We start from the raw sequence: 20436 nt of genomic DNA on the forward strand, positions 1-20436 counted from the left end.
GTTAAATATTAATCATATTGTATGAAATTCCTCAGACAACTACTTGAAAGCATTCGTTTCGCATGGCAAGCCCTCCGAACTAATTTATTACGTACCGTTTTGTCGCTTTTGGGCGTAACCATTGGTATTTTTTCGATTGTTGCTGTTTTTACTTTTGTTGATTCGATGAACATGGGAATTCGTGAACAAATCGACTCATTTGGTAAAGGAGTTGTTTATGTGGGCAAATGGCCTTGGGTAATGAGTAATAATTATCCTTGGTGGAAATACATCAATCGCCCAACTATGAAGTACAATGAATTCAAGTATTTATCTGATAACCTTGAAAATTCTCAAGCAATTTCTATTATGGATGGTCGAAGAACTACCTTGAAAAATGGTAACAACAGTATGGAAACTAATTTGGCAGGGGTTAGTCAAGACTATAACTTGATCTCGGATGTTCCTGTAGAAACTGGGAGATATTTCTTAAATAATGAAACGGACAATTCAGCTTTTGTAGTAATTCTGGGTGCTAAAGTAAAAGAAGCTCTTTTTCCAGACCGAGGTGACGTCATCGGAGAAACCATTAAAATAAACGGTATTAAATTTAAAGTAATCGCCATGATGAAAAAGAAAGGCGAAGATTTAATTAGCTTAGGAGGTTCACCAGACGAACGAGCCTTTATTCCTTACACTACTTATGCTAGTTTGTTCCAAAAAGACGAGCCTGAGCCAGACATCGCTGTAAAAGCTTATGATTGGGATAAAGGACAAGAAACTTTAGAAGGCGAAGTAACGGGTTTGATGAGAAGTAGAAGAGGTTTGAAACCTACGCAAGACAATAACTTTTCAATCAATAGACTTGATGGTGCTGTAAAATTCTTTGAATCAATCTTCGCAAGTATGAATGTTGGTGGCGGAATTATTGCATTGTTTTCATTATTGGTAGGTGGTTTTGGGATTGCCAATATCATGTTTGTTTCTGTAAAAGAACGAACAAATATTATTGGTATTCAAAAATCATTAGGGGCAAAAAATTACTTTATTCTTTTCCAATTTCTGTTTGAAGCCGTATTTCTAAGTTTAATCGGTGGTGGAGTTGGAATATTTCTAGTCTGGCTAATGTCTTACATTGACTTTGGTTCACTCAAATTAGTACTTACTTTTGGCAATATCATGTTCGGTTTACTTACAGCTACATTTATTGGTGTATTATCAGGCATTGTTCCTGCTTGGGTAGCAGCTCGACTAGACCCTGTAACAGCTATTCGTTCAAAGTAGATTAAAGAATCTATTTCACATAACAACCAAAATAAACTATTTTTGCTGGTAATATTAATTTGCATTTATATGTAATCTCTTAAAGCCAGCAAAAATAATAATGAATTTAAAACACCTCACTTTTATAAGATTTATTGTAGCCACTTGGGTTGTTATCTTTCACGATTGGCAATCACTTCGAAAATATGTACGTACAGACTCCCCAATTGATGTTTTTTTAGGAAATGGCAATGTAGCTGTGCCATTTTTCTTTACTTTATCGGGTTTTGTTTTAGCAATAAATTATGTAGATAAACTAAATAATTGGAAAGATATTGAGAAGTATATAGCTAAAAGGCTATTCAGAATCTATCCAATTTATTTTATTTCAGTTTTTTTTACTTTATATTTTGAAGTACTAAATCATCAATCAAGTAATTTCTTCAAAATTTTTATCAACGTCATTTTAGTTCACTCATGGCTAATAAATTCTTTTGACCTAATCATCAATCATCCATCTTGGAGTTTATCAATAGAATTTTTTCTTTATTTAATTTTCCCATTGCTGATTTTCTTTTTCAGGAAAAATAGAGCTATAAAAATAAACCTTATTATTTTAGCATTCATCACTGGTATTTGGCAAATTCTGTGCATCACTGGATTTATTTATGATATTCCTTATGCCTTATCTTGGGTTTTCACTTTTTCAATCGGTATAATTTGGGGTTTAATATATCTTAAAAAGCAGTATAATTCCTCATTACTTCTAACATTTATTGGATTATTATTAATCTTATCTGTAAGTTTTGGCTTTGTAAACTTTTGGAATAATATCGCTATTTTTTGCTTCGGAGTAGGTTTTTTCTTATTTTTAGTATCAAGCTTGCAATCTAATTTAAGTATATTCATGAGTCTACCAATATTCGTAAAATTAGGAGAAATAAGTTATTCAATCTACATTATTCAGTTTCCAGTAAGAATGTGGTTCAGGAAAGTACTTTATATGTATAATATTCATTTGAGTTCATTTAAAGATTTCATGGTCTTTTACATTACCTTATGTTTATTAAGCTTACTTGCTTACGAATGGATAGAAAAGCCCATCAAACGAAAATTAGAAAATGTCTTTTTAAGACAGACATATAAATAGTCTTCCAATACAAAATTAAAACACTTCATTATGGCATTCAACGACCAAATAAATTCGGCAAAACAAGTAACAATGATTTTTATCAGACGATTATTCATTGGCATAATCACACTAGGAGTAGTTGTGTTAATGTTTAGTTTTCTGATGACAAAAGTGGCTTATTCAGTTGGAGATAGAGCTGGAGTAATTTCTAAATTCTCTAAAAAGGGAGTACTTTTCAAAACTTATGAAGGAGAATTGAATGAGGGTGCTCAAGGACAAATGGGTAATATGGTGAACCGTCTTTGGGCTTTTACGGTAGATTCAGACGACCCAGCAGTAATTCAAAAATTAGAAGATGCGATGCTAACTGGACGACGCATTAAAGTACGTTATGAACAACGTTATATGAAATTTTCTTGGATGGGCGATACTGAGTATTTTGTCACTGAAGTAGCAGAAGCTCCTTTAAAATAAAATAGAGAATAGCTTTGAAGCTATTCCCTATTTTATTGAGCTAATAATTACTGGATTACAGATTCAATGTTGATAATACATTGTTCATGTTACGAACAGCATCTGCCGATTTAGCAAATAAAGCCTGTTCAGCATCATTCAATTTATAATCAATGATTTTTTCCCATCCAGTTTTTCCTAATACTACAGGAACACCCATACAAATATCAGATTGTCCATATTCTCCTTCTAATAAAACAGAACAAGGAATTACACGTTTTTCATCACGAATAATTGATTCTACTACTGATAAACTTGCAGCGCCTGGTGCATACCAAGCTGAAGTTCCTAATAATCCTGTTAAGGTAGCACCACCAACCATTGTATCAGCAGCCACTTTCGTTAAAGTAGCTTCGTCTAAATAATCTGTAACAGGTGTACCATTCCAAGTAGCTAAACGAGTAAGTGGAATCATTGTAGTATCGCCATGTCCACCAATTACTGAGCCATGTAAATCGTTTGGAGAAACATTCATCGCTAAAGATAAATAGCATTTGAAACGAGCTGAATCTAAAGCTCCACCCATACCGATGATACGGTTTTTAGGTAATCCAGAAGCTTTCAATGCCAAGTACGTCATCGTATCCATTGGATTCGACACAATTACAAAAATGGCATCTGGAGAATACTTTAGAATATTATCAACAACCGATTTTACAATTCCTGCATTTACTCCTATTAGTTCTTCACGAGTCATTCCTGGTTTACGTGGAAGACCCGAAGTAATTACAACGACATCTGAATTAGCCGTTTTTGAATAATCGTTTGTAACACCCGTTAATTTAGTATCCCAGCCTAAAATGGCAGCTGTTTGAAACATATCTAGTGCTTTACCTTCTGCAAAGCCTTCCTTGATGTCAAGTAATACTACTTCAGAGGCTAATTCTTTTCGGGCAATGTTATCAGCTGTGGTTGCACCCACTGCTCCTGCACCTACTACAGTTATTTTTGACATAATCGATTGTAAATTAATTGTTTTAGTAAATACGTTCAAAATCTTACGCAAATGTAAACCATTTGCTTATTCACTAACGGTTTATTACAAGTATTTTTTGTAGAATTCTTAGTAAAAGTTTGGTAAATTGTATATTTGCTATGTTTTAAGGATATGTTCATTCATCAGATTTTAAAAATTAATCCCATAAATTATGAATAATGAAGACTTAGTTGGCAGAATTTTGAAATCTGTTTTCTTTAAATCTGCTACCAAAAAAGCTGGAAAATATGCAGGTACAGGTTTAGCTGTCCTTGAATTATTAAGAGAAGCACTCATTAAAGCAAAAAATATAGCTAAAAACGAAAATAAAGGCATTGGGCAAGTACTTGCGGAAAGAATAACAACGTTAAGTAGAATGGTGAAAGCTTATGCCACAGGTCAATATAGAATCATTCCTTGGGCTAGTATTCTAAAAATTATTGCTAGTCTAATTTATTTTATTTCACCTATCGACTTAATTCCTGATTTTTTACCATTGGTAGGTTTATCTGATGATTTAGCTTTAGTAATGTGGTTATTTACTTCGTTAAAAACTGATATTGATAATTTTATTGCTTGGGAAAAAGGAGAATTAATTCCAGAATAAAGCTTTACAAGGCTCTGTATGCTTTTGTGTACAAAGAAAAACTAAATCGTAAAATCTAAAATCTAAAATCATTGCTTATCTTTACGCAAATATTTAATAACTAAGGACATGATACTGACTTCAATTTATCTAATTTTCAACATGGGCGGTCCAGAATTAATTTTGGTTGGTTTAGCGGTGTTGTTATTTTTCGGTGGTAAAAAATTACCAGAATTAATGAAAGGTTTGGGCAAAGGCATCAAAGAATTCAAAGAAGCACAAAAGGACGTTACGGAACAAATTACTAAGGGCTTAGAAGACGATACAAATACAAAATAGTATTAAAGTATTTTAACAAAAGCATAGTTGAGATAATTTTCTTGTCTCAACTATGCTTTTGTTTTATTAATAAATTAATTTTTTGAATACTTTCAAAAAATTACAGTTCGATAGTGTTATTTTCAGATAAGCTATTGCCATTACACTAAATTTAAAATCATTCATGAAAGTATATTCAACCTTAAAAGATATCCAAACAGACCTTTACGCTGGTAAAATTACTTGTCGCCAGTTGGTTGAGTTCTATTTGAAAAATATTGAGGAGAAGAACAACACATTAAACGCCTTTTTATCTGTTTTTGACCAAGAAGCCTTGGAGAAAGCCGATGAAATTGATGCCAAAATCAAAGCAGGGACAGCCAAGAAATTAGCAGGAATGGTTTTGGGCATCAAAGATTTACTTTGCTATAAAGACCATACTTCACAAGCTGGAAGTAGAATTTTAGATGGTTTTGAATCTCAGTTTACAGCAACTGCTGTTCAAAGAGTGATAGATGAAGATGCCATTATTATTGGCAGACAAAATTGTGATGAATTTGGAATGGGTTCTACTAATGAGAACTCTGCTTTTGGACCATGTTTAAATGCTGTAGGCGAAAACCGTGTAGCTGGTGGTTCTTCTGGAGGTTCTGCTGTAGCTGTTCAAGCAGATATGTGTTTGGCTTCGCTAGGTACAGACACTGGTGGCTCAGTAAGAATGCCTGCTGGTTTTTGTGGTTTGGTTGGTTTAAAACCTACTTATACTAGAGTTTCTCGTTGGGGTTTGATTGCTTATGCCTCTTCTTTCGACTGCATCGGACCAATTACAAAATCAGTTGAAGATGCTGCTATTTTGTTAGAAATAATCGCTGGAAAAGATGAACAAGACAGTACAGTTTCCAACGAAAATGTACCGTCTTACACTGCTTTTCAAACAGAAAAGAAAACATATAAAATTGGCTATTTAAGAGAAGCCGTTGAAAGCGAAGGTTTACAACCTGAAGTAAAAGCTGCTACTTTAGCCAAATTAGCCTATTTAAAAGCACAAGGACATGAAGTTGAAGCAGTGGATTTCCCATTGATTAAGTACTTCTTACCAACTTATTATACGCTTACAACTGCGGAGGCAAGTTCAAATTTATCAAGATTTGATGGCGTTCGCTATGGATATAGAAGTACTGATGCGACAGACTTGATGTCGCTCTATAAAAAATCTAGGTTCGAAGGTTTTGGAAAAGAAACTCGTAAAAGAATTATGCTTGGGACATTCGTTTTAAGTGCAAGTTATTACGATGCTTATTATACGAAAGCACAAAAAATCAGAAGATTAATCAAAGAATTTACAGATAATTTATTGACAGAATACGACTTTTTGGTTTGTCCAACCACGCCAACAACAGCCTACAAATTAGGAGAAAAAACAGCTGATCCTATTCAAATGTATTTGGGTGATTTGTTCACTGTTCAAGCTAATGTGGTGGGTTTACCTGCTATTTCTATTCCAAATGGCGTAGATAATGATGGCATGCCAATTGGGTTTCAAATCATGGCAGGGGCATTTGAGGAAGCAGAATTATTAACTTTTGCTAAATTAATTGCTTAGTCAACATTTAGTTTTCAAAACTTAATGTTCTGATTTATAAATTATTACAAAAATGTATCGCTTACAAACCTTTATAAATAAGGATAAGCGATACATTTTTTTTGAATAATCTTGGGCAAAATATAGATTGTGTCGATGATATAAATATTTATTTTATAAAAAAGGATTTTCCTCCTTTCTTATAATAAGACAATACATTCTTTCATAAACACAATAAATCATTCGTTTTTTTAGTTAAAAATATTTAGCTTTGTAATTGTATTTTTTTGTGTTAACCCTTTTTCAAAGATAGACTAATCCTTACCGTATGATACTCGCCACTTTTAGAACATTCTGTATTGGTTGTTTACTTTCAGTAAGCACATTTACAAATGCCCAAATAACAGCAGGTTCGGAACAGCAAACTGCTACCACTGATACCGCTACGGTAACTATTCAACAAGTCATTACGCCAGAACCTACTTGGCTAATTGATCCAAAAACGGTTGAACCACGTCTAGGAGCTTTACAAAAAGAAATTCCTCTTACTTATAATACTGTCACTCATCAATTTGTAGAATATTTTGCTTATCGCAAACCTTCGTTTACCAAAACGATGCTTGAACGGAAAGGTGTGTTTTTCCCTCTTTATGAAAAATATTTAAAAAAATACGGTCTTCCAGATGAATTAAAATATTTATCATTAATCGAATCAGGATTAAATCCAAAAGTAATTTCAAGAGCTGGTGCTGGTGGACTTTGGCAATTTATGCCTAAAACCGCCAAATTAGACTTCGGTCTGAAAATGGATGAATACGTAGATGAACGTTTTGACCCAGAAAAAGCAACTGAAGCAGCTTGTAAATACATGCGTCAATTATATAATATTTTTGGTGATTGGCATTTAGTATTAGCTGCTTATAATACTGGTCCGGGTAACGTGCGTAGAGCAATTCGTAAATGTAATGGCGGACAAACCTTTTGGTCTATCTACAATTGTTTGCCTCGTGAAACCAGAGCTTATGTGCCTCAATATATCGGGATTCTTTATATGATGCACCATGCTGATTCGCATGATATTTATGCTGAAAATATTGAAACAGCAATTCCTCATGATACAATCGTTTTAAATACCTACATTGATTTAGATAAATTTGCGACCTTGAGTAACATTAATTTAGAAGAAATTCAAAAATTAAATCCACAAATTTTAACGCACATTTTACCTGCTCGTACTCGTAATTTTCAATTAAAATTGCCAAAAAGTGAAATGGCTTTTTTCAGAGAAAACCGCCAGTCAATTCTTGATTCTGCTACCAAAATCCCTTCGACTTTGATTGAGAAAGTAATGCAGACGCCGGGTGTCGTTTTAGCAAGTAACAAAAACGAGGATACAACCAATACTTTCCAACAAACTTTAGCTTCAATTCCTAACGAAACCAGAACAGTTTTCACAAGGGAAATTGTGGAAGATGATATGGAAGACGTTGTAATTAATAAAAAACCAAAGAAAACAACTTATATCGTTAAGAAAAAAGATAATTTACATCAAATCGCCGAGCATTTTGATGTTGATGTGTACGACATCAAACACTGGAATCATCTTGCCAATACAACAATCCAACCAGGTCAAAAGCTAGTTATTTTCAAAGAATCTGCGGTTTCGACAACTGTAAAGTATGCTCGCTCAAACCAGAAAGAAAAAGAAAATGCAAGCAAAGGCAAAGTACGTTTTCATAATGTTCAAGATGGCGATACGCTTTGGAACATCTCACAACGTTATGGTGGAATTTCAATCGATAAATTGAAAAAACTAAATGGAATTAAAAACAATGTTGTAAAAGCAGGGATGAAACTCAGAGTTTCTTAATAATTCAAGACAGAAGACATTTAAAAGTCCGCATGACATTTGAGTTATGCGGACTTTTGCGTATTTTTGAAGCTATCAATTCTATTCATAAAGGTAATTGAAGCACAACAAAATTGATTGTTGTAGCTCTTTTTCCAATAATTCAACACATTAAATGATCGCCTACATTGACGGTAAATTAACTTATAAAGACCCTGCTTACGTTATTATTGATGTAAATGGTGTTGGTTATGAAATTAAAATTTCACTACAAACTTACGCTGCTTTACAAGACGGAACCGAGCGTTGTAAACTTTTTACCTACTTAAATATTCGTGAGGATGCTCATATTTTGTATGGTTTCAAAGAGCAAGAAGAAAAATTACTTTTCTTAGATTTAGTAAGTGTTTCTGGAATTGGTCCGAATACAGCTTTGGTAATGCTTTCTTCGATGTCTTCAGCAGAAATTCGTCATGCTTTGATGAATGAAGATGTAAAAACTATACAGAGTATCAAAGGTATTGGTGCAAAAACAGCACAAAGAGCCATTATCGAATTGAAAGATAAGCTTAGAAAAGAGCAAATGTTAGGTACTTCTTCGCCTTCAATTTTCCCAACACAAAACAACAAAGTAAGAAACGAAGCATTAGCTGCCTTGGTTACTTTAGGTATTCCTAAAAATGTGGCAGAGAAAAGTATCGATGCGATTTTGAAGAAAGAAGGAACTGAAATTACCGTAGAACAATTAATTAAAATGGCTTTACGATAACTTTAAGCATGTGTGCAAACACTTAATACTTCAAAAAATAATATTATTTAAAAATATTGAGTGGCTATTTCTCGTTTGAAGTTCAGCAAGAAGCTTTTATTCCTCTAACATAAATACCCTTGCTGTACTTCTCTATTAAAATTTAATGTTGTTTTAAGAAAAATTTAAACAAATAACATTCCGTTTACTCATTAACAAATTTTTCTTAAAAAATACCACATCAATTAAAATACTTAGGTATTTGAACATCAAGCTACTTAACTGTGCAACGAAAAAAGTTTTACTTACTTTCTGGAGGGTTAATATTGTCTGTTTTTGCTTCTCTTGCATGGGTTTCACCGATGCGAGGCACCGCTTATCAGCTGACTAATAAAAACGCAAGAGCTATATTTTCTTCTTACTTAGCGGATACGCTAAAAAAATCGGGGAGGCGTCCTCGTTATAAATTAAAAGACCGTTACGCTAACCGTTTCACGAATAGAACGGCAACTTCTCCTTTTAGCCCTAAAGATTCTAAAGCGTTAAATACTGAATTCAGATTAGATTCTTCTGGAAAAATTTCTGTTTATGAAAAAATCAGGGGTCTTTCAGACAATACGCAATATCGACCAGCCGAACAAATTAGCATTAAAGATTATTCTACACTTCAAGAAAATCGTTTTATGCGAGATTACTGGCGGAAATATGCTGCCGCACAAGATGGTAAAGACGATACTAAAGGACGAGGCTTATTACCAAAAATAGAACTCCCTCCTGCTATCGACCGTATTTTCGGAGGTGCTCAAGTTGATTTTAAGCCGAATGGAAATATTTTACTTGACATCGGTTATATCGGGCAATTCATTGATAATCCAGCAATTCCAGTTCAACAACGATATATTGGGAATCTTAATTTTACAGAACAAGCTCAGATAAATTTTCAAGGAAAAATTGGCGATAAATTAAACATCAATACCAATTTCGATACTAAAGCAAGTTTCAATTTTCAGAATCAACTTAAATTAAACTGGAGAACTAACGAAGAAGACATTTTACAAAATATAGAAGTTGGAAATACTTCTTGGCAATTAAACAGTCAGCTTATTCCAGGTGTTCAAAATCTTTTTGGTTTAAAAACCTTGATGCGTTTTGGGAATTTGGATGTAACAACCGTTTTGGCTCAACAACGTTCGAAACAAGATTGTATCACCCTCAGAGGCGGAAGTCAAGGTAAAAACTTTGAAATCAAAGCCAGCGCTTATGATGAAAATAGACATTTTTTCCTTTCTACTTTTTTCAGAAACAATTACGAACGTTCTTTAAAAAACCTTCCAATTATTACTTCGGGTATTACCATTACTCGTGTAGAAGTATATGTTACCAACAGAACACAAAGCCCTGAAACACTGAGAAATTTAGTGGCTTTTTCTGATTTGGGCGAAGCCAATCCTTACAATAAAACCAGTAAAAACATTCGGCCTTTTAATGGAAGTACGCAAACGCCAGTTGATAATGCTAACAACGGTTTGTATGCTGCCACCAGAGCCGATGCAGAAGTAAGAAAAGCCGACCAAGCCACTTTTAGATTGCAAAACGAATTTGGTTTATCGAAAGGAACTGACTTCGATTTACTTCGTGGAGCAAAACGTTTGTCGGACAGAGAGTATAAATTCAGTCCAGAATTAGGTTATATTTCATTAATTACGCCATTGCGTAATGATGAAGTATTGGCGGTTTCTTATGAATATACTTTAAATGGGCAAAGACACCAAGTTGGAGAATTGACAGAAGATTATCAAGACCAAGCTGACGATAAAGTATTGATTTTGAAAATGCTAAAATCATCAACTGTTCGTAACAATTTGGAACATCCAATGTGGGATTTGATGATGAAAAACGTGTATTCACTTAATACACAACAATTATCAAAACAAGCTTTTCAATTAAGAGTAGTTTATAAAGACGACCAAACAGGTGTTGACAATCCGAATTTACAAGAAGGTAGAAAATTAAAAGACATTCCCTTAATTAGAGTATTAGGGCTTGATAAACTCAACCAAAATGGCGATGCCCAAGTTGATGGAAATTTTGATTTTGTAGAAGGAGTAACCATTGATAGTAAAAATGCCAAAGTGATTTTTCCAGTGTTAGAGCCTTTCGGTTCAACCTTGCAAAAACAATTTGATGTTGATGAAGTACAATTAGTTGATAAATATGTTTTTGACAAACTTTACAGAAGTACTCAAACGGATGCTGCACAGTTAACCAGTAAAGATAAATTTTTCTTGAAAGGAAGTTATCAATCTGCTGGCGGAGGTGATGTTTCTTTACCGATTGGTGTCGATGCAAAATCGGTACAAGTATCTGCGGGAGGAGTACCTTTAGCTGCTGGAACAGATTATATTGTTGAGCCACAATCTGGAAGAGTTAGAATTCTAAACGTTGGTGTTTCAAATTCTGGACGTGAAATTAAAATTTGTTACGAAAAACCTGATTTGTTCAATAATCAAATCAGAACACTTCTAGGAACACATTTGGATTATACCGTTGGGCAAAACTTCCATTTAGGTGCTACAATCCAACACATGAAGGAAAGTCCGCCGAACTTTTTAACAAGAGTACAAATCGGAAATGAGCCTGTAAACAATACCATTTTCGGTTTTGATGCAGCCATTCAACGTCCTTCAAAATTCTTGACAAAATTAGTTGATGCTTTACCTTTAATTTCTACCAAAGAAACTTCTGGCATTGATTTTCAAGGAGAGTTTGCTCAATTGATTCCTTCTGTTAACAACGATGTACAAGGAAATGCTTTTATTGATGATTTTGAAGTAGCCAGAAATGTGTTCAGTTTAAGTAACCAAGCAACCGCTTGGAAACCAGGAGCAACTCCTTTGATGTTCCCACAGGGTTCCCCCAATAGTTTGGAGAGTGGTTTCAAAAGAGCTAAAATCTCAGCTTACATTGCTGATTTTAGTTTGTATGGAAACAATGGTTCAAACATTAATGTGCCTGGGCTAAATGCAGAAGAGTCTGGTAAATATGCTTATGAAAGAGCCGTTTCAATCACAAGTTTATTTCCAAATCGTCAGTTAGCCAATAACATTACGGGTATTCCTTTAGGCGTATTGGATGTAGCCTATTTCCCTTCTGAAAGAGGTATTTATAATTTCTCGACTAGTCTGACCAATAGAGGTTTTTTGAATAATCCAACTCAAAATTTTGGGGCAATTACTCGTGCTATTACTTCTGACACAGATTTTGACAATGCCAATATCGAAACGCTTGAATTCTGGATGATGAATCCATTAGTAGATGGAGAAACAGGTGTTGTAAGAGCTAGTGGAGATTTAGAACTTGACCGTCAGAATAGCCAAAGACGTAACCAAACTGGTGGAAAATTGATTTTCAACTTAGGTGATATTTCAGAAGATGTGATTCCTGATGGTTTCTCAAACTTTGAAAATGGTATTCCAGCAGGTGAAAAAATCGTAACAGGTACTTCTGCAAACGTTGAAAGAACTACTTGGGGTTTAGCACCCAAACAGCAATTCGTAACGAACGCATTTTCAAACAATAGCGATAGAAGTTTACAAGATATTGGCTTGGATGGTTTGCCAAACAGAGCCTCTGCATCGACTGATGAATTTGATGAACAACGTTTTTTTAGTACTTATCTAAACGAAGTTCGTACAAAAGTAACTGACCAAACTGCTTTATTGGAATTCGAAACTGACCCTGCTGGTGATGACTTTGTTCATTACTTGAACGAAAAATATAACAATACTTCAAGTGTAATTTTACGTTATAAAAATTACTTGGGGCTTGAAAACAACTCTCCTACTACATCTGCTACAGCCAATACAAATTCTGGTTATACAGAATCGAGTAATCAGCAGCCCGACCGTGAGGATTTGAACAATGATAATACTGTAAACGACAACCAAGCATATTACCAATATGAACTTGATATTAAGCAAGAAAAAATGGTAGTTGGGCAAAATTACATCGTTGATAAAATCACTGAAAATGGCGTAGATTGGTTTTTATTCAGAATTCCAATTAAAGATTATACTTCAAAAGTGGGAAATGTAAATGGCTTTAAATCAATGAGATTTATCCGTACTTTCCTAACAGGTTGGGAACAACCCGTTGTTTTCCGTTTTGCCGCTTTCCAGCTTTCTGGTTTCCAATATCGTAAATATACTGGCGAACTTACACCAAGAGGCTTACAGGATGTTCCAGAACCTTATGATGCTAACTTTAGAATTACAACAGTAAATATTGAAGAAAATGGACCAGCGAATAAAGGTGCAAATACTGTTCCTTATGCTGTGCCACCTGGCTTTGTTCGTGACAGAGATATTACGACAATTAGCAATTCACAATTGAACGAACAGTCTTTAAGTTTATGCGTGGATGGTTTAAGAGATGGCGATTCAAGAGCGGGTTTTAAAAATACTTTATTTGATTTTATCAATTACAAAAACCTAAGAATGTTTGTCCACATGAACAGCCCAAATAATGATGTGGAAGATAAAGTATCTGCCTTCATCAGAATTGGGACTGATTTAACAGACAATTATTACGAAATTGAAACAAAAGGCTTAAAACAAACTCGTTATGCAAGTTCGGTTACTTCTGAAGAAGTTTGGCGAGAAGAAAACGAAATTGATATTCCATTCGCTATTATTAAAAGTGTAAAAACTGAAAGAGACCGATTGGGAATCAGTTTGAATAGTCCATATCGTAAAGAAGTAATCGGCAATAATGGACATACTTATTTTGTGACGGTTGTAGGTCGCCCAGACCAAAGTGCTATTCTTACCACAATGATTGGTGTACGAAATCCAAAATCGGCAGATGAACAAGCAAAAACATTTTGTATTTGGGTAGATGAATTAAGAGCGTCTGGTTTCGACCAAACTTCTGGACAAGCTGCTATTGGAAAATTAGGGTTAAAATTGGCAGATTTTGCTAATGTAACCATGAATGGTTCATTCAAAAATTATGGTTTTGGCGGAGTACAATCTAAAATTTCAGAACGTGCCAGAGAAACAACGGTTGAATACGGAATCGCAGCGAATATCAATGTTGATAAACTTTTGCCTGAAAAGTGGGGTTTGAAAATTCCTTTGTATGTGAGTTATGATAGAAGAAATGTAAGTCCAACTTTCAATCCACTCGACCCAGATATTTTATTGGATAGTACACTCGCCACCATTACTGACCCAGTAGAACGTGAAAGATACAAAAGAATGGTGCAAGACAATTCTGAACGAAAAGGCTTAAATCTAACCAATATCAGGAAAGTAAAGACAAATCCTACGGCGAAATCTCATGCTTGGGATGTTGAAAACCTGACTTTTACTTATGCTTTTGCAGAATTAAAAAGAAGTAATACGACAATTGATGAGTATAGACAAACCTCACATCGTGGTGGACTTACTTATACTTTTACAGGCAATCCAAAGTCGATTGAACCGTTCAAAGGTATGAAAAGTAATCATCCTTTATTGCGTTGGGTGAAAGATTTCAACTTATCTCCTTTGCCAAATTCTATTACTTTCAGAGCGGATATGGACAGAAGTTTTGTAAAAACACAATTACGAAATGCTGAAGTAACACAAGCTGGAAGCAGTGGAATTCCCACTCTTACGACGGATGGCGTTGCCCCACTTTTTGAAAAGTATTGGTTATTTAATCGCTACTATAATTTAGGTTGGAATTTAACTAAAAATGTAACAGTCAATTATAATGCAACGGCAAATGCCATCATTGATGAGCCTTATGGCGGTTTGGAAACACAGAAAGATAGAGATTCAGTTGCGGCTAATTTAAGACGATTCGGTAGAACAAAAAACTATGACCAACAGATGAATACTGTTTGGCGTTTACCTCTGAATAAATCACCGTTGACAGATTGGATGACTGCTGATTATAACCATAAATTCGGTTATACTTATGCTGCCAATTCTTACAATATTGTTGACTCTTTGGGTACTCCTTTCGGGAATATCATTAAAAATACTCGGAACAGAGGTATCACAGGAAAAATAGATTTAGTGGCTTTGTACAACAGAGTACGTGCTTTGAGAATTGCTAATCAACCACGAGTTGAACGAAAAAATATTGCTAGAAGCCCAGGCGATGACGAAGATATAGTAAAACCACAAGCGAATATTCTGAAAAGTATTACTCGTTTATTAATGACGATTCGTGGCATTAATATTAATTATAACATCGACGAGTCAACTACTTTGGCTGGATTTATGCCGAATCCAGGATTATTAGGAATGAACAATCAAAGTTCTGCTCCTGGTCTTGGTTTTATTACGGGTAGCCAAGATGGAGACATCCGTTTCAGAGCGGCAGAAAATGGCTGGCTTACCAAAAGTACCGTTCAAAATGTCCCTTTTTTACAAACAAGAACACAAAATTTGACATACAGAAGTGCTTTAGAACCTTTCAGAGATTTTAAAATTCAGTTGGAAGGAAAATGGAGTAGGTCAGATAATTATCAAGAATTTTTCAGACCAGCAACTGTTGGTGGAGAATTCCAAAGCCAAAGTCCTGTTCGTTCAGGAAATTATAGCATGTCATTTTTATCATTCTTGACAACATTTGATAGTAATTCTCCTGATAATAATTCCGTTATTTTTAATCGTTTCAGAAGTAACCGACAAATTATTTTAGACCGTTTAAATGCACAAAAAGCAGGTTCAGGCGAATATAATATCAATTCTCAAGATGTATTGATTCCAGCATTTTTTGCGGCATACAGTGGCGTTTCACCCAACAAAGTGAGCTTCTCCCCTTTTGTAAATTTACCACTTCCAAACTGGCGAGTTGATTATAACGGTTTAGCAAATATTGGTTGGTTTAAAAGAACGTTCTCTAACATTTCTATCAGTCATGCTTATACTTCAACTTATAGTGTTGGAAATTTTGTGTCGTCTTTAGAATATACAGACCCTTTCCAATTGAATTTGAATAATTTAATGTATCCACTTTCATCGAAAGTAAATTCAGATGGCACTTTAATTCCTGTTTTTGTAATGAGTACCATAAAATTTGAAGAACGTTTTGCACCATTCATTGGTTTTAATGCGATTACAAAAAGTAAAATTTCATTAAAAATAGAATACAATCAAGATAGAAATGTTGGGTTAAACTTGGCAAATTCACAAGTAAATGAACTTTCTAATAAAGATTTAACGGTTGGAATGGGCTTTACCAGAGCAAATATGCTAGTGCCTTTCAGAGTAAATGGACGAAGAGTAAGATTACCAAACGATTTGAAATTTAGTGCCAATTTAACAATCCGTGATACAAGAACTATTCAAAGAAAACTAGATGCTGAAACGGTAGTTACTCAAGGATTTATGAATTTCCAGTTCCGTCCACAAGCAAGTTATAATGTCAATAAAAGGCTGAGTGTGAATGTTTACTTTGATAAAATGTTCAATAATCCGTTTGTTTCAAACTCTTATTATCGTTCAACCATTGCGGCAGGTTTCCAAGTAAGATTCAGTTTATCAGAATAAATCATCGACAGATTGATTCAGAAGCTTTTTGAACTTTACTAATTTTAATTTAACTTGCGACCCAATTCAAAAATCAACAAAAAACCAACAAAGATGAATTTTCCAGCAGAGCTTCGTTATACAAAAGAACACGAATGGGTAAAATTAGAAGGTGATATTGCTATAGTAGGCATCACAGATTTTGCACAAAGTGAATTAGGTGATATTGTATATGTAGAAATTGAAACAGCAGGACAAGCCTTAGCACAAGACGAAATTTTTGGTTCAGTAGAAGCCGTTAAAACTGTTTCTGATTTATTTTTACCAATCGCTGGTGAAATTTTAGAAGTAAACGAGGCTTTAGTTAATGCTCCTGAATTAGTAAATTCTGACCCTTTTGGTGAAGGTTGGATGATTAAAATGAAGGTTGCTGACATCGCTGATGTTGAAGCATTGATGGATGCAGATACTTACAAAGAACACGTTGGACATTAATCCAAAACAGATACTTTATAAAGCCCTGACAATCAGGGCTTTTTTTTGATACAAAAAGCTCAAGATCAAAACAACCTCTTTTTTCAATCTGTGGTAAAACATAAATATGAAAACTCTTATTCGTTCCGTTAAAATAGTTAGTAAAAACAGCGACCTCAACGGTCAGGTGAAAGATATTTTTGTCGAAAATGGTAACATTCTTCACATTGAAAATGAAATCAATTTAGAAGCCGATGAAATCATTGAAGGTAAAAATATTTGCGTATCAATTGGTTGGTTCGATTTGCGAGTTCATCCAAAAGAACCTGGTAACGAGTACAAAGAGAGTTTTCAATCTATGGAAGCCGCAGCCTTAGCAGGTGGTTTTTCTGAAATTGCTTTATTACCTAATACCAAGCCTGTTGTTCAATCTCGTGAGAGTGTCAATTATTTAAAAAGAGCTGGTGAAAAAGTAAAATTTCACCCAATGGCGGCTGTTACGTTAAAATGTGAAGGAAAAGATTTCACTGAGATGATTGACCTCCACCAAGCGGGTGCTGTAGCTTTTACAGATGGTGAGCATCCCATCCAAAATCCTGATATTTTCTTAAAAACATTACAATACCTTTCACAATTTGGTGGAGTACTTATCAATCGTCCCGAAGACAGCAATCTTACTCATTTCGGACAAATGCACGATGGACTAATGAGTACTTTTTTAGGAATGAAAGGAATGCCTCAAATGGCAGAAGAAATTATGTTAATGCGTGATTTAAAACTTCTGGAATATGTTTTGAATACGCCTTTTACTGAATTGCCAGTTGATAAAAGTATTTTACATTTCTCTGGAATCTCTTCTGCTGAATCTGTTAATTTAATCAGAATGGGGAAAGATATTGGCTTGCCAATTACTTGTGATGTTTATGCACATCAGCTTTGCTTTACGGAAAATGATTTGGCAGATTTCAATACCAATTTTAAAGTAAATCCTCCATTCCGTACTCAGGAAGACCTTGATGCACTTTGGGAAGGCTTGGAAGATGGAACAATTGATGCCATCGCTTCTGACCATAATCCGCAGGATGAAGAATCTAAAAAATTAGAATTCGACATGGCTGAATTTGGCGTAATCGGTTTAGAAACCCTTTTCGCTGCCATTAATACTTATAACGAAAAAATTTCGCTAGAAGAATTGATTGAAAAAATCACTGTGAATCCTCGCAAAATACTCCAACTTCCTATTCCAACAATTGCAGTTGGAGAAAAAGCCAACTTAACTGTTTTCTCTGAAGATGAAGAATGGGTTTATCGTGAGAAGAGAATCATTTCTGCTTCCAAAAACTCTCCTTTTATTGGGAAAACATTAAGAGGAAAAGCGATAAGCGTAATAGTTTAGTTGCTGTAGGCAATATGCTTTAGGCAGTAGGATGTAAGCTTTTAATTAAAGATTGGGAGACCTTTAACTACCATTAGATTCGACAAAATTTAAAGCCTATAGTCAACTGCTTATAGCCTAAAGCAAAAAACAAACCCATTTTACCAACACAAAAATGTTTAACAAATCGTTTACAAAAACAATTATCATATACGGTTTTATTGCTGGGCTACTTACTTTGGCGTACTGTCTTTTGATTAATAATTTAGGACAAATTCCGCTGGATGGCAAAAAAGCACCTTCTATGTTTTTCAGCATTATAGTCATGGTTTTTGCTGTAAAAAATTATCGTAAAAGTAATCCAGATGAAACACTTCATTTTTGGGAAGGCTTTGCAGTAGCAAATCTTACCAATATTTTTGGTGCTTGTGTGAGTGCTTTAGGTTTATATTTTTGGTTAAGCACTAGTGGAAATACTATTTTGGCAGATTATATCAAGCAAACTATTGATATGCTGAATGTTCCAGCTGTAAAAAACGGCTACGTTAAAGAAATGGGAATTGCCTCTTTTAAGACGATTGTTGAAGCTTTTAAAATTCTATCACCAAAAGATATTGCTATCGATGAAATAATTGGTTTAAAAGGAAAAACTCCATTGGGTGTCTTAGTTTCTATTATGATTTCTTTGTATTTTAGAAGACAATATCAATACATAAAAAAACCTTAAACAATGGAAAATCAAACTACAACTACCAGAATTGCTTTAAAGTGGGGAATTATCGCTGGAATTATCTCCATCATTTTATCTGTCGCTACACAACTTTTAGGCATTAAAAACAGTGAAAACACATCCATAGTTTTCTTTCTATCTTTAATCTCTTTTGCTTTCACCTGTTTGATACAAGTATTAGCCATGAACGACTACAAGAGTCAAAACAATGGCTTCATGAGCTACAGTGAAGGTTTAGGTATTGGTTTGCTTTCTGGCACTATTTGGGGCGTAGTTTCAGGCGGTTTCAATATTATTTATGTAAAATACATTGATAATTCAGATATGTTAAAACAAGCCAATGTAATGAGACAAAGAATGGAGGAACAAGGTGCTACAGATGCACAGATGGAATTGAATGAAAAAATGATTGCTTATTTAACTGACCCTAGTTTTTTATTTATTATTAATGTTATAGTTGGATTTATAGGTGGTTTAATCGTTTCTTTGGTGATTTCTGCCATTCTTAAAAAAGAAAAATCAATTTTTGAATAATCTTTCCTAAACGATAGAGTTATTGATGACAGAGCAAACAATTCATTATCAAATTTTAAATTACCATGTATCAAATCTTCAAAAAAGAAGTAAATACTTTCCTAAGTTCAATTGTTGGTTATATCGTTATTGGTGTATTTTTTACCGCAACAGGATTGTTCGTATGGTTTTTTAAGGATAATATTCTTGATTATGGCTTTGCAGATTTATCATCTTTTTTCCAAATTGCTCCTTTTATTTTCTTGTTTTTGATTCCTGCTACAACGATGCGGGCTTTTGCAGAAGAAGTAAAATCTGGCACGATTGAATTACTATTTACCAAACCACTTTCCACTTGGCAAATCATTTTAGGAAAATACTTTGCAAGTTGCTATTTGGTTTTTCTAGCACTTTTACCTACTACTTTATATTATTATTCGGTTTATCAGTTAGGAAATCCGCAAGGAAATATTGATTCTGCTGCCGTGCTGAGTTCATATTTAGGACTTTTCTTTTTGGCTTGTGTTTTTGCTGCAATTGGCATATTTACTTCTTCTTTGACTGATAACCAAGTAACAGCATTTATTTTAGCATTTACGATATGTTTGATACTTTATTATGGAATCGGACAATTAGCTCAATTACCTTTCTTGGGCGACTTTGCTTATGTTTTTGCTCAATTTGGGTTAGATTATCAATATGATGCCCTTGGAAGGGGTTTGATTGATTCCAGAAATGTTATTTATTTCGTTTCGGTAATTTTCTTGGCACTTTGGGGAACGAAGTTGAAATTATCGACGATTAGACTGTAAGATACAAGAAGCAAGATTTTAGAGTCAAGACCTTGAATAAGGACTTTATATTTTGTTGCT

At 34.3% G+C, this 20436-nt stretch carries 15 protein-coding genes; 14 read left to right on the plus strand and 1 reads right to left on the minus strand.

Annotated elements, in window-relative coordinates; all coding sequences use genetic code 11:
- Positions 1–21: 21 nt before the first annotated feature.
- The 3 genes from VB776_RS19410 (at position 22) to VB776_RS19420 (ending at position 2848) form a co-directional block, all read left to right on the plus strand.
- Positions 22–1263: an ABC transporter permease gene (locus VB776_RS19410; protein ID WP_323698529.1), complete on the plus strand. Its 1242-nt coding sequence runs from the start codon at positions 22–24 to the stop codon at positions 1261–1263.
- A 100-nt stretch (positions 1264–1363) separates the two neighbouring features.
- Positions 1364–2392, plus strand: a complete 1029-nt coding sequence (locus tag VB776_RS19415; RefSeq protein WP_323698530.1) for an acyltransferase family protein — start codon at positions 1364–1366, stop codon at positions 2390–2392.
- A gap of 30 nt (positions 2393–2422) precedes the next feature.
- Positions 2423–2848 (plus strand): hypothetical protein, encoded by a 426-nt coding sequence (locus VB776_RS19420; RefSeq protein ID WP_323698531.1) that lies wholly within the window; start codon positions 2423–2425, stop codon positions 2846–2848.
- Between the two features lie 55 nt (positions 2849–2903).
- Here VB776_RS19420 and mdh read toward each other — a convergent pair whose 3' ends face one another.
- Positions 2904–3842 carry a malate dehydrogenase gene (mdh, locus tag VB776_RS19425; protein WP_323698532.1) on the minus strand — a complete coding sequence of 313 codons (939 nt, stop codon included), beginning with the start codon at positions 3840–3842 and terminating at the stop codon, positions 2904–2906.
- A 193-nt stretch (positions 3843–4035) separates the two neighbouring features.
- On the opposite strand from mdh, the gene VB776_RS19430 reads away from it, so the two are divergent.
- From VB776_RS19430 to gldF, 11 genes are all read left to right on the plus strand, one after another.
- Positions 4036–4470, plus strand: coding sequence for a YkvA family protein (locus VB776_RS19430; protein ID WP_323698533.1), 435 nt, complete (start codon positions 4036–4038; stop codon positions 4468–4470).
- Between the two features lie 108 nt (positions 4471–4578).
- Positions 4579–4788, plus strand: coding sequence for a Sec-independent protein translocase subunit TatA/TatB (locus VB776_RS19435; RefSeq protein WP_323688883.1), 210 nt, complete (start codon positions 4579–4581; stop codon positions 4786–4788).
- 163 nt (positions 4789–4951) lie between these two features.
- A complete protein-coding gene (gene gatA, locus VB776_RS19440) occupies positions 4952–6370 on the plus strand; it encodes an Asp-tRNA(Asn)/Glu-tRNA(Gln) amidotransferase subunit GatA (protein ID WP_323698534.1) in 1419 nt (472 codons plus the stop codon).
- A gap of 307 nt (positions 6371–6677) precedes the next feature.
- Positions 6678–8219 carry a lytic transglycosylase domain-containing protein gene (locus tag VB776_RS19445; protein ID WP_323698535.1) on the plus strand — a complete coding sequence of 514 codons (1542 nt, stop codon included), beginning with the start codon at positions 6678–6680 and terminating at the stop codon, positions 8217–8219.
- A 154-nt stretch (positions 8220–8373) separates the two neighbouring features.
- Positions 8374–8967, plus strand: a complete 594-nt coding sequence (gene ruvA / locus VB776_RS19450) for a Holliday junction branch migration protein RuvA (RefSeq protein ID WP_323698536.1) — start codon at positions 8374–8376, stop codon at positions 8965–8967.
- 263 nt (positions 8968–9230) lie between these two features.
- Positions 9231–16493 carry a T9SS outer membrane translocon Sov/SprA gene (gene sov, locus VB776_RS19455; protein ID WP_323698537.1) on the plus strand — a complete coding sequence of 2421 codons (7263 nt, stop codon included), beginning with the start codon at positions 9231–9233 and terminating at the stop codon, positions 16491–16493.
- Between the two features lie 93 nt (positions 16494–16586).
- The gene (gene gcvH, locus VB776_RS19460) at positions 16587–16967 is read left to right on the plus strand and encodes a glycine cleavage system protein GcvH (protein WP_323698538.1); all 381 of its coding nucleotides are present in this window, start codon (positions 16587–16589) and stop codon (positions 16965–16967) included.
- Positions 16968–17073: 106 nt separating this feature from the next.
- The gene (locus VB776_RS19465; RefSeq protein WP_323698539.1) at positions 17074–18342 is read left to right on the plus strand and encodes a dihydroorotase; all 1269 of its coding nucleotides are present in this window, start codon (positions 17074–17076) and stop codon (positions 18340–18342) included.
- A 154-nt stretch (positions 18343–18496) separates the two neighbouring features.
- The gene (locus VB776_RS19470; RefSeq protein ID WP_323698540.1) at positions 18497–19048 is read left to right on the plus strand and encodes a DUF4199 domain-containing protein; all 552 of its coding nucleotides are present in this window, start codon (positions 18497–18499) and stop codon (positions 19046–19048) included.
- Between the two features lie 3 nt (positions 19049–19051).
- Positions 19052–19585: a DUF4199 domain-containing protein gene (locus tag VB776_RS19475; RefSeq protein ID WP_323698541.1), complete on the plus strand. Its 534-nt coding sequence runs from the start codon at positions 19052–19054 to the stop codon at positions 19583–19585.
- A gap of 65 nt (positions 19586–19650) precedes the next feature.
- The gene (gldF, locus tag VB776_RS19480; RefSeq protein ID WP_323698542.1) at positions 19651–20376 is read left to right on the plus strand and encodes a gliding motility-associated ABC transporter permease subunit GldF; all 726 of its coding nucleotides are present in this window, start codon (positions 19651–19653) and stop codon (positions 20374–20376) included.
- Positions 20377–20436 lie beyond the last annotated feature (60 nt).

The organism is Arcicella gelida, from assembly GCF_034931025.1.
GTDB lineage: Bacteria > Bacteroidota > Bacteroidia > Cytophagales > Spirosomataceae > Arcicella > Arcicella gelida.